The organism is Verrucosispora sp. NA02020 (assembly GCF_013364215.1).
In the GTDB taxonomy this organism is placed as follows: domain Bacteria; phylum Actinomycetota; class Actinomycetes; order Mycobacteriales; family Micromonosporaceae; genus Micromonospora.
On sequence record NZ_CP054923.1, the window covers coordinates 2,788,790 to 2,804,918 of the forward strand.

The window sequence follows — 16,129 nt, forward strand, 5'->3', positions numbered from 1 at the left end:
AAACTGGAGGACGTATGGCAGTGAATGTGAAGGATGTTCCCGAAGCTAGCCGGTACGAGGCTCGGGTGGAGGGTGAGTCCACGGTTGCGGGTTTCGCGCAGTACATCCGTACCGCGGAGTTGGTCGCGTTCGTGCACACGGAGGTCTCGCCTCAGTACGAGGGCAGAGGAGTGGGCGCGGCCCTGGCCCGTGCCGGTCTGGACGAGGCCCGCGCCGCGGGTCTGTTGGTGTTGCCGACCTGCCCGTTCATCGCGGGGTGGATCGCCCGGCATCCCGAGTACCGGGACCTGGTGTACCAGTCCCGCAGCAGAGTCACCGACTGACCGGCAGGGCGCGGCGGCGATACCGGTCAGCGATACACCACGTGCGCTCTGAGCGCATCGAGGCGGCCGCCTGACCTGCGTGCTAGCATTGCTCTCATTGTCTCAGGTGAGGAGATGGTGATGGCAGCGCTCAGCATCAGAGATCTCGACGACGCGGTGCGGGAGAAGTTGCGCCGTCGCGCTGCGCAGCATGGCCGATCGATGGAGGCCGAGATCCGCGACATCCTCACCAGGGCAGTCGCCGAGGATGCGCCGGTGAATGACCTATTCGGCGCACTCACTGATCGATTCGCCAGACTCGGGGGCGTCGAACTGGAGCTGCCGTCTCGGTCGACATCACCCCGCGCAGCGAGCCTGCCCGAATGATGATCGTTCTGGACACCAACGTCGTTTCCGAACTCATGCGGGCCGAGCCCGCACCGGTGGTTCTCGCGTGGATCCAGCGGAACTCGCGTGCCGGCCTGTACACCACGGCGATCACTGTCGCTGAGATCCGCTACGGCATTGCGCGGCTGCCGGCAGGGCAGCGCCGGGAGTCACTGCACCAGGCCGCCAACGAGATCTTTGCCGCCTTTCCCCGCCAAGTGCTGCCCTTCGACCTCGGCGCAGCCAGCGCCTATGCCGACGTCGTCGCCGGGCGGGACAGGCTCGGCCACCCGATCGACGGGTTCGACGCCCAGATCGCCGCCATCTGCCGCGCCCAAGCTGCCACCCTCGCCACCCGTAACACCAAGGACTTCACCGATACAGGGATCGGCGTCGTCGATCCCTGGCAGGAGCCGTCCGCCTGAAGCCACTGTTCGGTCTGCCACATCAGCGGCACGTGTGAAACGCTCCCGAACCCTGGCAGGTCGAGCAGCCCAAGACCGTGAGCTGAACCGAGACCACCCACCGTCCGGTCCGTGCGCCGGGCCGCGCCCATCAGGGATGTGTGTCCCTTGTCGACATAGATTCCGGCGATGCCGGGGACGACCCGGCGGCCCGAATGGGGACTTTCGGCGGTCCGGCCGAGGGATGTCATGTTGGCCGGTGGGGAGGCGTGCCGGCGTCACGTCGCTTCGGTGATGACGGCGATGAGGCGAGGTACCTGGTGCGCGGCGGAAACGTCTGCAAAGAGATCATGGCCGTTCCTGGCCGGTTCGTGTTGACCGGAGCGATGACCCAGGAACGCCACTCGACCGCGTTGGCCGTGTCGATTGCCACGCCACCACCAGCCGAGGGCATGCTGGTACATCTCATCGAGGAGTCGCCGCGTTCGGCGGTGGGGTTGGACCATCTGCGCGGGCAGCCCTTTGCCGATGAGATGGTGCTGGTCCCATGGGACATCGATCGTTGGACGACGGGACCACGCCCGCTGCCGGATGACCCGGAGGCACTGGGCGGCCTGGCCGATCTGTACCGGATACAGGTGCAGGTGCCGGTGGGTAGCGCCCGTTTGCCTCGGCTCGTTCCGGTCGGCGTGGATGGTCGGGAGTCGTCGTGGCCGGACGCCGACGCGGTACGCGTGTTGCCGTGGTCGCAGGTCGCGGGACGGGCGGTGGTGCAGGCGGCGTACGCGCGTGTCGTGGCGGGCGAAGAACCGGGTCGGCGGCGGCTGGACGGGGTGTTGGCCGACCTGGCGGGGATTCAGCAGGGCTTGCGGGTAGCGATTCCGCCAGGGTCCCTGGCTGCCGCTGTCCACCTCGCGTGGGCCGGCACTGAGACGCAGGCGGCGGAGCTGGTGCGGCGGGTGCTGCCGGTCGCCGTCTCGAAGTTGCCGGAGGTGGTCGGTGAGGCTCCGGAGGCGGTGGACGCCACCGTGTTGCTCGACGCCCTGCGAGACAACCCGGGTTCGGTCGCCCTGGCGTGGTTGCGGCAGCCCGGTGGGGCGCCGACGGTGGCGTGGCTGCTCGGGGACGGCGCGGAGGTGCGGTGGATCGGGGCCCTGGAGTCGCAGGGTGCGGGAACCCTCATCGGATCGATCGACGACCGACGGTTGACCGCGCTGCGCGGCGGCCTTACGGCGGTGCTGCTGGACAGCGCTGGCGGGCGCCTTCGACCGGCCAGGGCGACAGAATCGATCGTCGCGCGGGCCCGATCCGCTCCGGCGTCCGGTCAGGTCTCCGACGTGGTGCGACCTCGTCTCGCCGAGTTGCGTCGGATGTTGATCGAACGCTCGGGTGAACTGACGAAGCTGCGCTCTGAGATGGTGACAACCGGAGCGGTCAGGGACGCGGGGAGTGTGGCAGCCTCGGTTGGGGCTGCCGGCCTGACCGGGCGGGAGCGAACCCTGCAGGCGGAGATCGCCCGGCTGCGCGCCCGCATCACCGAGCTCACCAGGATCGCGGCTGACTTCGGGGTTGAGATGACCCCGACAGGTCTGGTCAGCCAAATCAGGGTGCGGCAGTCAGGAGGCGGTGACCCGGGTTGGCTCGATGTGCCGGTGCTTGTCGATGGGACGGGCGTCCACGGCCTGCATCCGGAGACCAACGAGCGGACCGGGGACTTTCGCCTGGTCGACGGTGAATGGCGGGCCCGGCTGCGTGGGGGCAGCGGGATGCCGGGCGACGACTTTCGCCAGGACGACGAATTCTGGGAGGGTATGTGGGTCGGCGACCGGGCCTCGCTGCCAGTACCGATGGACGTGGACGCGACGGTGGATCCGGCCCTTCTGCCGGTGGTCGATCCGGTCCCTCCGCCGGTCCTCGACTCGGACAAGCACTGGCAGCCCCCGCAGAGAGCGGCGTTTGTCGGCACGCTCTCCACCACCGGGAAACTGGCGGTGATGGGCCGCCTCGTGAAGCTGAGGCCGGTGAGCCGTAGCACCACGGTCGGGTACTGGACCGACGACACGAGGGTGTGGGTTCAGCTGCCTGATGGCGGTCGGGTCATGGTCGTCTACCCGCACCCGGTCTTTGGTCTGCGTGGCACCAGAACGAGAATAGTCGAGGGCTGGCGGCGGGTGCCCGGCGTGGAGGCGACGGCCGCTCGGCGAGGCATTCCGGATAGTAAGAGTCGGCTCTCTGTAGACGGTCGCCGGATAACGCTGAACGGCCTCGGCGGGACTGAGGTCGAGTACCGGTACGACGCGACGACGGTGTGGCTGCTGTTGCCTGATGGCAGAAAGATCATGGCTACCCACTCACATCCGGTCTTCGACCCGGCGGCGGCCGGGCCGGTGACGGAGGCCGGCTGGTCACGCGAACCGGGCGAAACGGCCACGTGGCACAGCGGCAAGATGTCGGGGAGTCGACTCTGGGTGAACCACCGACGAGTGGTTCTCGGGTCCGACGTTCACGCCGATGCCGATCTCCGGTACACGTATGACGCGACGACGGTGTGGCTGATCTTGCCGAGTGGACAGCAAATCATGGTCACGTATCCATACCCGGCCTTCTACCCGGCTGGTGCCAGTCCCGTGGTGGAGGAGGGTTGGCCGCGGGAACCGAGCGGGAAGGCGGCAATGGCCCGGCTCGGGACCGCCGGTGACAACGGTCTGGATGTCGACGGGCGGGAGGTTCCGTTGTGGCCGACACACGACGGGAGCCCTATCAAAAGCCAGGTCGCGTACCGGTTTGACGAGACGACGGTGTGGGTGCGGTGGCGTGATGGCCGGAAGGCCATGGTCACCTACCCGCATCCGGTCTTCGGTCCGTCGGCAGCGGGTCGGGTGGTGGTGGATGGTTGGCGCGATCCCAACTACCTGATGGTCTCTGACAACTGGCCCGAGCCGGGCGGCGGTCCGATGGAGCTGGACGGATCACTGCAGGCGACGGTGGTGCCGGTGCCGGGATCCACCGGCGTGGTGGTGGGCGGTGGCGAGCCGAGTCGGCTGAGGAGCGATGGCTGGATGCCTCCGCAGGAGGCAGCGTCCTCCGCAATGCTCCATAGCGGCACGATGACCGTGAAGGGTCGCTCGGTGCGGCTGCCAACCAAGTACGGCGATACCGAGGTCACGTACTGGGCTGACGATACGAGGCTGTGGGTCCTTCTGCCGGATGGCAGAAAGGCCATGGTCGTCTTTCCGAATCCCGTCTTTGGCTCCGGTTACGATCGATCGACGGTGATCGGAAGCTGGGAGCGGCAGCCGAGTGGGCTCGCGTCGGCGGCTCGTCCCGGCACTCTGGACAGGCAGAAGCGACTCGCTGTCGACGGCCGCGTCGTGCTGCTGGCCGGTCACCTTGAGGCCAAAACCAAGGTCGAGTACCGGTATGACGCGACGACGGTGTGGGTGCGTTCGCAGGACGGCCGGGAAGTCATGGTCACCTATCGGTATCCGATCTTCGACCCGGCGGCCGCGGGACCGCTGATGGTGGAGGGCTGGCCGCAGCAGCCGAACGCGATGGCGGAGTTCAGAAGCAGCAATCTGGTGCAGGGACAGGTACGTGTCAACAACCGTGTCGTGCAACTGGGGAGGAAGTACCCCGACAGCCCGCTCGACTACGCGTACGACGCGAGGACCGTATGGGTGCGTTTAGCCAATCGCAGGAAAGTCATGGTCACCTATCCGTATCCCGTCTTCGACCCGGCTGACCGTAAGCCGGAGGTGGAGGAGGGCTGGTCACGGGAACCGAGCGCGCAGGCGGCGATGGCCCGACTCGGCACAGTCAGTGCCTTCGGCCAGATCTCAGTCGACCGGCTCCTCCTGTACTTCGGGAAGAAGATCGGTGGGACATCGACTCAGGGACCGGTCGCGTACCGGTTTGACGAGACGACGGTGTGGGTGCGGTGGCGTGACGGCCGGAAAGCCATGGTCACTTTCCCCTATCCGGCTGCTGCCCCGGCTGCTGCGGGTCCGGTGGTGGTGGATGGTTGGCGTGATCCCAACTACCTGATGGTCTCTGCCGACTGGGACGGTGGCCCGGTGGATCAGGGTGAGGATCCGGTCTCGCTCGATGTAATTCGCCAGGACGAGGAGTTCCGGGCGGACATGTGGCACGACAGTGAGAAGGAGTCACTGTCCGGCCCGATGGACCTGGACGGAACGGCTGATGACGATGCTGTGTCAGTGGTGGTGGATCCGGCCGACACGTCGTTGGCGGATGCCCCCGCAACACCCGCGGCGAGTGTGAGCGACGCGGAAGCCAGCGATGGCGAGCCGAGTCAACTGACGGAGGATCCGTGGCAGCCGCCGCAGAGCGCACCATCCACCGGCAAGATCCGCAACCGGAACTTGCCGGTCATGGGCCGCGACGTGCGGCTGAGATCGAGTCACGCAGGTGCCACAGTTCCGGGCGGCACGATGGACCCGGCCCCCATGTCCGTGGTGAATCTGGCCGATCTATCGATGGTGGATGCCCCGGCAGCGCCGGCGGTGGGTGTGGGCGGCGCGGAAAGCGATGTTGGCGGGCCGAGTCAGCTGAGTGAGGAGCGGTGGCAGCCGCCGAAGGAGACGGCGTCCGCCGGCAGGCTCTCGTCCGGGACCCTGATGGTGATGGGCCGTGAGGTGTCGACGAGGTCGAGGTACGCCAACGTCTGGGTCGAGTACTGGACCGACGACACCACCGTGTGGGTGCTTCTGCCTGACGGTGATCGAGTCATGGTCGTCTACCCGCAATCGGTGTTCGGCCCGCCCGGCGCTAGATCGACGTTCGTCCATGGTTGGCTACGGGGGCCGAGTACGCAGGCGACGGCGGCTCGGCGCGGCATGACGAACAGTGCGGGTCGACTTGTTATCGACGGCCGCAAGGTGTCTGTGGGTAGATACCGTCGTACCGAGGTGGAGTACCGGTATGACGCGACCACGGTGTGGTTCGCTCTGCCGAGTGGCGAAAGGGCCATGGCCACCTATCCGTACTCGGCTCTCATCCCGGCTGCTGCCGGACCTTCGGTGGAGGACGGCTGGCCACGACAGCCGGACGCGACGACGGAGTGGGGCACCGGCAAGCTGTCACGAGGAGAACTGTGGGTCAACGACCGGCGGGTCAAGTTCGGGGCCGACAAGTACCCCGATGCTCAGGTTCTGTACGCGTTCGACGCGACGACGGTGTGGCTGACTCTGCCGGGTGGCAAACAGGCGATGGCCACTTTTCCGTACCCGGTCTTCTATCCGCCGGGTGCGGAGCCGGTGGTGGTGCAGGGCTGGCCGCGGGAACCGGGCCCAGGGGCAGCGACGGCCCGGCGCGTCACCGTGACGCACGGCGGTCATCTGTCTGTGGACGGGCGCACGATTGCGCTGGGAGAGACAATCGATGGGACGTCGACCGAGGGCCTGGTCGGCTTGCGATTCGATGCGACGACGGTGTGGGTGCGGTGGCGTGATGGTCGGAGGGCCATGGTCACGTTCCCGCACCCGGTGCTCGATCCCGCTGCTGCGGGCCCGGTGCTGGTGGATGGTTGGCGTGATCCCAACTATCTGATGGACTCGGACCTCTCGCCCGAAGAGGACGATGGTCCGGCAACATCGCTGCCCGTTCTGATGGATCTGGACGAGCCGCTGAACGCGGCCGTCCGGCCGGCGGTGAATTGGGTGAGCTGGCCGCCTCCCGAGGAGACAGCGTCCACCGGCGATCTCCGCAACGGAAAATTGATCATCCAGGGTCGCGTCGTGCAGTTGGGGCCGAGGCACGGAAGCGGCACCGTCGAGTACTGGACTGACGACAAGACGGTATGGGTACGGCTGCCGGATGGCAACGAGGCCATCGTCGTTTACCCGACCCCGACTTTCGGCACGAGTGGTGCCACGCCGACCCTGGTGCAGGGCTGGCCGCAGCAGCCGGATGACCTGGCGGCGGCAACTCGGTCCGGTAAGCCGGACAGCGGCGGCCAGCTGCGTCTCGACGGCCGCCACGTGTCGCTGGGCGCACACTTCGCGGCCGGGGGCGAGGTCGAGTACCGATACGACGCGACGACGGTGTGGGCGCGTTCACCGGGTGGTGGCACGGAGATCATGGTTTCCTTTCCGTTCCCGGTATTCGATCCTGCTGCTGCCGGTCCGGTGGTGGCGGACGGCTGGTCACGCCAACCGGACCCGTCGGCGCGGTTCGTCCGCGCCGCCCTGAAGCAGAGGACTCTGAAGGCGAACAACCGGTTCGTGCGTATCGGGGAGCGCTATCCCGATGCCACGGTCGACTACACGGTGGACGCGACGACGGTGTGGGTGCGGTGGCCCGATGGTCGGAAGGCCACCGTCACGTACCCGTACCCGGTCTTCGATCCGGCGGAACGGAGGCCCGTGGTGGTGGAGGGCTGGCCGCAGGAGCCGGGCGAGCAGGCGACGCCGGCCCGGCTCGGCACGATCAGTGCCGCGGGTCAGATGTCAGTCGACAAGCTCATGGTGTATTTCGGGCAGCGGATCGGTGGCAGATCGCCGCGGGCCGTGGTGGCGTATCGGTTCGACGCGACCACGGTATGGGTGCGGTGGCGTGATGGTCGGAAGGCGATGGTCACGTACCCCTATCCGGCTCTTGTCCCGGCTGCCGTAGGCCCGGTGGTGGTGGATGGGTGGCGTGATCCCAACTACCTGATGGTCTCCGACGACTGGCCTGAGCACGACGGCGGCCGAGCAAATCCTCGTGAGGAGCCAGTCTCGCTCGGCCCGCCCATGAGCGCTCAGTCGGTGGCAGCCACTCACGAGAGTGCCGCTGTCGCCGAGGTGTCGGTCGGCCGTGGTCGCCGTGGGGTAGCCGATGACCGGGGTGTGGTGGTGGTGGGTGAGATGGCTCGGTGGCGGGAGTGGTCGCAGGCTTCGGCGGTGGTGGTGGCGGCGCAGTCGTCTGCGCGTCCGGTGGTGGTGGTCGATGCGGGCGAGGGCCTGGGGCCACGCAGTGCGGTGCTGTCTGCCCTCGGCATGGTGTTGTTGCAGTTCGGCCGCCGTCGACAGCAGCCGCTGGTGGTGGCGACGGGGCTGGTCTCCGAGGTGACGACGGTGGTCGGTCGTTACGGGTTGCCGGTGATCGGTCCGGATGGTGCGGGTCCCGATGCGAGGTGGCAGGTTGTCGGTCCGGATGGTGTGGTGCACTGGTCGGCCCGGGCGTTCAGCATGGCCTCGTTCGCAGTCGCCGGTGAGGTGTCGCCGAATGCGGTGCAGCGTGCCGATTCCGAGGTGCTGACGCAGTGGTTGGCGCAGCCCGACTGGCCGGCGGCGGAGAGTTTCCTCCGGGAGAACACCGGCGATCTGCTGCATCCGCAGATCCGGCAGGAGTTGGTGCAGTTGAGTGAACAGGATCCGGCCAACCGGTTGCTGCCGGTCTTCAAGACCATTCTTGACCTGGTGGGGGAGAACGGTCGCGCGGTCGATCCGGCTGACTCCCGGTATCGCGCTCCGGGACCGTCCGTGGTGGAGCCGTTCGACGGGGTGCGGGGGCCGCTGTCGGTGACCTTCGCTCTTGACTATCTGGAGCCGAAGCCCGATCCGTCGCACCGTAAGCCCTGGGATGACCGGTTGCTGCGGTTGATGTATCTGGACCCGCGAGCTCGTGATCGGGCAGGGCTTCTCGCTGCGGGGGTGCTCGGTGAGCAGCGGGGGCGAGTCGATGACGGCAGGTGGAACGCGACCGTGTTCGGTGCGGTGACCACGGCGCTGGGAATGACCGTGGAGCAGGCTGTGGAGCAGGCCGCCAAGCCATGGCCCGTGGGTGCCTGGGGGAAGGCGTTGGAGGATGTGGCCTGCTGCGAGGCGAACCCGGAACACCGGATGTACTGGATTCCCCGGATGGACGAGTTGCGTGACCTGGTCTCGGTGATCGGTATTCCTGGGTGGATCGACGGTCCGGCGCCGGCACATGGGCAACTGTTGGAGGTGCTGACCGAGACGCTCGCCAGTTGTTGAGGCGCCTGCGCCGTACCGTCTGCCCGTTCCTGAGCGACCGAGCCCCCGTGGCGGGACGAGGGTCGGCGCAGCGTATCGATCAGAGATAGACCACCCGGCTGCGGCGGTCGGCGGTGACCGCGTCCAGTCCCGGCGCGTCGAGGTCCACGTAGAGCTGGAGCAGTTGCACCACCGGGTCGAGGTTGACCCCGGCCGGGAGCGGAAGGTTGATGGTGTCGTTGTTGGGCCGGTTCGGTGAGCTGGCGGCGTCCCACACCGCGCGGACCACGTTGCCGTCCGGGCCGGTCGCCTCGACCTGGGCCCGCAGCGTCTTCGGGGTGCCGGTGGCCTCGATGACCGCGGTGAACGATCCGGTCGCGGGATCCTTGGTCACCGAGAGCTTGACGCCACCGACGACCTGCACCACGGCCCCGATCGTCAGGCCGCGTACCGCGAAACTCAGCGTGCGGGCCAGCCCACCGGTGAACCCGGTGGAAGCCGGGTTGGGGGCCACGAAGACCTGGCCGTCGGTGAATGCGTGCAGATCGGGCTCGCACTTGTACGCGCCACCCTTGGGCAGCGGCTGGTACACGCTGGTGTTCGTCGCCGGTTCCGACTGGGTCAACGTGTAGGAGAGTCCCACGTCGTCACCGGAGACGTTGTGCGCGTACAGGTTCGGTTCACCATCAATGTTGATCACCTCGAACTGCACGCCACCGGTCTGGTACGGGTCGGAGGTCTGCCCCCGCTGCGCCAGCACGAGCATCGGCAGGACGTTCGCCGCCACGCTCGCCACCTGCACCAGGGAGCCCAGCCAGTCGTCGAGCCCGGCCAGGCTGGCCCGTGCCGGCTGCACCGCTGCGGGGCCGGGAGCCGCCGTCGCGCTGCCCGGTGCGGCCAACCCGACCGTTGCGGCGGCACCGCCGAGCACGGCCGCGCCCCGCATCACGTCCCGGCGACTCACCGACCGACGACGGTGCTGTTCGTCCTGCATCTCCGACCTCCGCATCCGGCTGTGGTGTGCCGCGAGGCCGGTGTCGCACCCGTCGCCACACCGTGGGTGAAGGTGATGTTACTTGCGGTAAATATCGAAGTCTATCGTTCAATGGGGTGGGTTCGTGTTTCACCACGCGACGATGAACCACGGCACCACGGTCGACCAGGATGCCGGTCACTCGCCGGCGCGGAGGACCTCGCTCAGCCGGTCGCGTCGCCGCAGCGCCGCCTCGACAGGTACGACTGCGGCGGCCGTCGCCACCAACGTCGCACCGAACAGGCCGAGCAGCCACCACGGCAGAACCGTCGCCGGATCGGCGGCCTGACCGGTGAGCAGCCGCAGTTCGAGCGGGCCGAGCGTCAGGTGCGCGAGCAGGGCCCCGAGCAGCGGGCCGCACACCGCGGCGACCACGACCGGCGGCAACAGTTCTCCGGCGGCGACCCAGCGGGCGTCGCGGGGCCGCAGGCCGAGGGTCCGCAGCCGACTCAGGGTCTGCCACCGTTCCGAGGCACCCGCGGCGGCGGCGAGGGTGAGGCCGAGCAGTCCCAGCGCCAACACCACGATCGCGGCCGTCCACGCCAGTCGGAGTGTCCCTGCGGTCAGCGGAGCCGCTCGTTGCACCCGCTGCACGTCCGTGCGCAGGACGACATCGGCGGCGACGCCGGTTGCCGACACGGCCTGCGCCGCACCGGAGCCGGTCACCCAGACGGTGTTCGGAACGGCGGGCAGCCCCGCCTCGGCGAGGGCCGTGGCGTCCACGATGACGACGTCGCCGGCGCCGCCGACGGAGGGAGCGGTACCGACCGAGGTGAGACGGATCGCCGGGCCGCCGTCCCGTGACAGCTGCAGCCGGGTGCCCGTCGGCACGTCGCCGCCGCCCGATCGGACCAGCGCGGGGACGTCCGCGGAGCCGGGGCCGGGTGTCGCGAGCCGCGCCAGCGCAGGCGCGTCGGGCAGCGGGGTGGTGGCCAGCAGGCGCGCGAACGCGGCGGCGTCCACGACGACCAGGCGTGGGGTGAGCGGCGTCGACTCGGTGAAGACGCGCGCCGAGTCGGTCACCTGCGCGACGACGACCTGCTCGACCCCGGGTGCGGCAGCGATGCGCTCGGCGAGTGCGGGCGTCGCGCTCGCGGCGTCGGCACCGACGTCGAGACGGGCGTCGGCACCGACGGTGCTCCACGCGCCGTCGGTCAGACCCCGGGTGATGGTGGCGCCGACGACGAGCGCGAACGACGCGAGCGCCGTGGCACTGATCAGCACCAGCAGCGGCAGCGCCCGTGCGGCCGTGGTGGCTGCCCGCGCGGCGCCGAACACGGCCAGCGGACGGCGTGAGCGCAGGGACTGGCGCAGCGCGAACCGCGCTCCGACGGGCAGCAGCCGCAGCACGACGAGCGCGCCGGCGAGCGCGCCCAGCGCGACGGCACTGATCGGGAGGACCAGGTCGCCGGTCAGCTCGCCGGCATCGTCGTCGGAGGCGACGGGCAGGAGCCCGCGCTGGTGCAGCGTCACGACGGCGGCGAGCGCCGCGATCAGCAGAGTCGCCTCCACCGCGGCACGACGCAGCCGGCCGGTGGCCAGGATCCACCGCCGCGCGGCCGGATTGGCCGGTTGGCGCCGGTCGCGGCTGGCGCGGGCCGCAGCGAGGATCCCGAACGTCGGCCCGGCCACGGCACCGGCCAGGACCACGGGGACGGCCCAGGTCCAGGAGACGCCCGGTGCGGCCGCGCGGGCGAGTACGAGCCCGACGGCGGCGGCCGACAGCGCCACCATCGTGGACTCGACGACCAGTTCCACACCGAGGTCGGGGAGCGCCGCACCGCGCTGCCGAGCCGCGGCCAGTGCCGGAGTGCGGCGACGGACCAGCAGGTCGGCGGCGAGCAGCAGGACCAGTACCGTGGCGGTCAGCACTCCGGCGAGCAGGACAGCGGCCTGCACGGACGCGGCGCTGATCTGGGTACGGGAGTCGCGTAGGACGCTGTCGAGCGACGATTCCCACTTCAGGGAGTCGTCGCGGACCGCCGACGAGCCGGAGGCTGCCTTGAGCTTGACCACCTGGCCGGCGAGCGTCGCGGTGGCACCCCAGGTCAACGCGCCGGGTTCGGGGGCGAAGTGGACGGTGCGCCGCAGTTGGTCCTGGTCGAAGGCGAGCCGGGCGTCCGGCAGCGACTCGCGTGACAGCAGACCGGCGAACCGGGTGGTGCCCACCCCGTCGGCACCGGGCACGGGACGCAGCAGCGCCGGGGCGAGTCGCCAGGCAGGGTCGGCGCTGTCGGCGGGTCGATAGATCCCGCTGATCCGGACGTCCTTGCCGTTGCCCTGGCCGTCCTGGACCGCGAGGCGATCGCCGGGGCCCAGGCGGAGGGCGGCGGCGTCGGCCTCGGAGAGGCCGACCTGCACCGGCCAGGGCGGTCCGTTATAGGGGACCTCGACGGACCGCTCGGGGACCGTGGGGCCGGGTGCGCTGCCGGCGATCCAGGTCACGTCCGGGCCGCCGAGGTCATCGGCCAGGTAGGTGAGCTGGAAGGTACGCGGCAGGTTGCCGCCGGTGATGGTGAGGACCGGGGTGTTGACCACGGCGATGGGCGGCAACAATGCGGCGTCCAGGTCGGGTCCGAGCGCGAAGGCCGCCCGTTCGCGGAAGTCCTCGACGTCCTCGGCGAGGCGGGACATCCGGAACCGGCCGCCGGTCGGCCCGTCGTCGCGTTCCCAATCGGCGTGCACGAGAACGTTCGCGTCGGTGCCCGCGCGGCGGACCGTGTGCTGGACGGCGTCGTCGGCGGCGGCACGGAGCAGCGCCGGTACGGCCCCGGCGAGCAGCGCGACGGCCGTGATGACGGCGGCGGTGAGCAGCAACGCCCCGGCGTCGGCCCGGCCCCGGCCGCGGACGCTGGGCCAGTGCGGCGCCGGCCGCCGCGTCACGGTGCCACCCGCAGGTGCGCGGCGTCGGCCCGGCGGACCTGGACGGTGACCACCGCGGCGACCGCGAGCAGGCAGGCGGCCAGCAGGACGGCGAGCAGCGCAGCCTCGGCCGGCCACGGCCAGTGCGGCTGGACGGCCGGGATGGGCGCGGCGCCGGTGTCGGAGCGGACCAGCAGGGGAGCGACGAGGCCGGTGGCGAGCGCGCCGACGGCCGCGCCCGCCGCGAGCAGGGGCAGCAGGATGACGGTGTGCTGACCGAGGAGCACGGCCCGGATGCCGCGCCGGGTCATCCCCAGGCCGCGCAGCCGCGCCACCTCCACGGCGCGGGCCTGCAGATCGCAGGTCACGTGCAGGACGACGCCGGCGAGCAGCAGCAGGGCCGAGGCCGCGACGAGAAGCCGCAGTACGGCGGGCAGCGCGGCGTGCAACGGGCCGCCGGTGAGACGGGCGGTCTCCGCCTCGAGAGTCGTGACGGTGCCCAGGTGCAGAGCGGTGGCCCGCTCGGCGATGTCGGGACCGGTGGGGTGGCCGACCCACCAGGCGTCGACCGGGAACGTCAGGTCGCCGGTGACGGCGCGGGCGCGCGACAGCATGTCCAGGTCGGCCAGGACGGCGACGGCACCGGGGGCCGACGGTACGGTCGGCACGACCTCGGTGACGACGATCGGGACGGGCGTGGTGCCGACCGTGACGCTGAGCGTGGTGCCGATGCCGCCGACCGCGTCGGCGAAGCGGGCGGAGACGGCGACGGGCACCGGGCCGGGGTCGGGGAAGGCGGTGGCGACGAGGGTGCGGGCGCCGTCCGCGCCACCCAGGTCGACGGTTGCCGCCATCCGCAGCGCGGTCTGCGTCGGCGTGGCGGCGAGTTCGACGGTGGGGTCGCGCAGCCTGGTCGGGATCGGCGGCGCGGACGTGGCGGTCCACCCCGCTGCGTCAGCCGATCCGCTGGGCGGCACGGTGAGGGTGACGGCGACGGCGACGCGGCTGCCGACGGCGGCATCGAGGTCGGCCGTGATCGGCAGGGACACCGCGACCAGGTGCAGTCCGTCGGCGGTCGCGCACGCGGGCAGCCGGTGCTCCCGGCCGTCGAGCGGCACGGCGGGACCGGTGCAGGACAGGCGTAGACCGGCGGCGTCCTGCAGCAGCAGCTGGGGGGTCACGGCGAGTGGAGTGTCGCCGGTCGCGGTGCCGCTGAGCAGCAGAGGCGCACCGGCGGCGAGCGGGAGACCGGTGGTGCGGGTCGGTGGGGCGAGTCGCGCACCGACATCGGTCCAGGTGCGGTCGTGGTCGAGTCGTCCGCGGAGCAGCGTGTCGGCGCGGGTGGTGTCGACAGCGACCAGGCGCGGCGCGTCGCCGGCGGTGCCGAGCCACTGACCGACGGCGGTACCCCGGCGGAGAACGGGACTCACCGCCCCCGAGGTAGCCGCGGCGACGTCCACGCCGTCTCCGGACAACGGCGTCGCGCTGAGGGACAACGCCAGGTCGGTGCCGACGGAGAGCGCCGCCTGGTCACGCTGCGACTGGTGCCACGTGGTGTCGAAGGCGAGGCCGAAGGTCGCCGCCGCGCAGGCCAGCCCGACGAGGAGACCGGCGGCGACCGCCTGGGGCCGGCGGGCGGCTTCGGCGACCGCCAGCACCACGGCCAGCCCACGCGCGCGGTACGCCAGCCGGTCGGCGCCACGCAGGGCGGGCAGTACCACCCGCAGCGCCAGGGCGGCACCGGTGGCGAGCAGCAGCGCCGGTGCGAGCACCCGGACCGTGTCGGCGCGAGGGCTGGCGATGGTGGGCTGCGCGTACAGCTGCCACCACGCGGTGGCGGCGAGAGCCGCGAGCATCAGGTCGGCGCCGGAGCGGGCCAGCAGTTCGCGGCGGGTGCGTCGGTCGCCGGGTGCCGGGCCCGGCCGGATCGCCAGGACGGTCAGGACAGCGGCGAGCGCCAGCGCACCGCCGGCGACGGCGAGGACCTGCGCACCGGTGATGCCCGGCCGGGCGCCCAGGCCGGCGTCGGCCAGGGGAGACAGGTGGGTCAGGCCGGCGTGCAGGGCCGACGACGCCGGGATCGCGAGCGCGGCGGCGACGGCGGCGACGAACCCGGCGTCGAGTGTCGCGGTGGCGGCGAGTTGACGGCGGCTGGTGCCGAGGGCGGTCCGCAGGGCGGTCTCGTCGGCCCGTATGCCGGCGGTCAGCCGGCCGGCGAGGACGAGTGCCGTCGCGGTCAGGACACCGCCGAGGACGGCGATGGCGAGCACGAGAGTGGCGGTGGCGTGCCGTTGCTCGTCGGCGGTACGCAGGGTCAGCGGCAGGTCGGAGGCGACCCGAGCGAGCCGGACGCGCTCGCCGAGGGTCCCGGCCAACAGACTGTCGGCGTTACGGACGGCCCCGGCCACCGTCTCCAGGTCGCGGCGGGTGACCTGGGACAGGTCCGGATGGGCCGTGACCTCCATCCGGTCGACGGTGGCGCCGGTGGTGAGCAGGTCGGTGAGGTCGACGAGGAACGGTCCGTAGGCGTTGACCGGCTGCCGGAAACGGCCGTCCTGGTGGCCGGTGGCGACGCCTGCCGCGGCCAACGGGTCGCGGTCCCAGCCGCGACCCGGCATCGGGCGCACCACACCGACGACGGTCACGTCGACGGCCGGGACGGGATCGTGGGCCAGCTCGGCGCCGAGGCGTACCCGGTCGCCGGGGGTGAGGCCGAGCAACCGGGCGGTGGACTCCAGCACCACCGCGTCCCCACGCTCGCGCGGCCAGCCTCCGGCGATCAGCTCGGCTCGGGTCGGCAGGTCGTCGAGCCCCGACAGGTACGCCTGGGCCGGCACGGTGGTGCCCGCGGCGAGCCCGGGCGGCAACGCCCGCAGCACGGTCGAGGCCCGCGCGGTGGTGGTCACCGGGAACGGGGCGAGCGCGGCGGCCAGCACGGTGCGGGTGTCGGCGGCGACGGACCGCGCGTCCGGACCTTCGACGCTGCCGGTGTAGACGGTCACGTCGACGTCGGCGGGAGCGGCGCGACCCATGGCGACCTCCAGCGCCCGCTCGGCGGTGCGGGTGTTCAGCAGGGTGCAGGTGCCCAGCAGGGTCGCGCCGACCGTGACCACCCCGATCAGAGCCGCCAGCAACGGCCACTGCGCGCGGGCACGCCGGCTGACCAGCCTCAGCATCGGCGCG

7 protein-coding genes are annotated in these 16,129 nt (G+C 70.9%); 4 read left to right on the top strand and 3 right to left on the bottom strand.

The features are described from left to right. Positions 1 to 14 precede the first annotated feature (14 nt). The 4 genes from HUT12_RS12235 (at position 15) to HUT12_RS12250 (ending at position 9,072) form a co-directional block, all read left to right on the top strand. Complete coding sequence (locus HUT12_RS12235; RefSeq protein WP_131053373.1) at positions 15 to 323, top strand: GNAT family N-acetyltransferase; 309 nt, start codon at positions 15 to 17, stop codon at positions 321 to 323. Positions 324 to 443: 120 nt separating this feature from the next. After that, on the top strand, positions 444 to 689 hold the full coding sequence (locus HUT12_RS12240) for an Arc family DNA-binding protein (protein WP_131053372.1): 246 nt from the start codon (positions 444 to 446) through the stop codon (positions 687 to 689). After that, the gene (locus tag HUT12_RS12245) at positions 686 to 1,114 is read left to right on the top strand and encodes a type II toxin-antitoxin system VapC family toxin (protein ID WP_236145745.1); all 429 of its coding nucleotides are present in this window, start codon (positions 686 to 688) and stop codon (positions 1,112 to 1,114) included. The genes HUT12_RS12240 and HUT12_RS12245 overlap by 4 nt, the downstream gene beginning before the upstream one ends. Before the next feature lie 248 nt (positions 1,115 to 1,362). Continuing rightward, on the top strand, positions 1,363 to 9,072 hold the full coding sequence (locus tag HUT12_RS12250; RefSeq protein ID WP_176093435.1) for a hypothetical protein: 7,710 nt from the start codon (positions 1,363 to 1,365) through the stop codon (positions 9,070 to 9,072). Positions 9,073 to 9,151: 79 nt separating this feature from the next. Here the strand turns inward: HUT12_RS12250 and HUT12_RS12255 are convergent, their stop codons facing one another. The 3 genes from HUT12_RS12255 to HUT12_RS12265 all read right to left on the bottom strand — a co-directional run bounded on the left by HUT12_RS12255 (position 9,152) and on the right by HUT12_RS12265 (position 16,122). Further along, the gene (locus HUT12_RS12255; protein WP_131053370.1) at positions 9,152 to 10,045 is read right to left on the bottom strand and encodes a hypothetical protein; all 894 of its coding nucleotides are present in this window, start codon (positions 10,043 to 10,045) and stop codon (positions 9,152 to 9,154) included. Positions 10,046 to 10,222: 177 nt separating this feature from the next. Continuing rightward, positions 10,223 to 12,967 (bottom strand): ABC transporter permease, encoded by a 2,745-nt coding sequence (locus HUT12_RS12260; protein WP_176093436.1) that lies wholly within the window; start codon positions 12,965 to 12,967, stop codon positions 10,223 to 10,225. Next, entirely contained in the window at positions 12,964 to 16,122 is a 3,159-nt protein-coding gene (locus HUT12_RS12265) for an FtsX-like permease family protein (protein ID WP_176093437.1), read from the bottom strand. Before HUT12_RS12265 ends, HUT12_RS12260 begins: the two co-directional genes overlap by 4 nt. Positions 16,123 to 16,129: the final 7 nt, after the last annotated feature.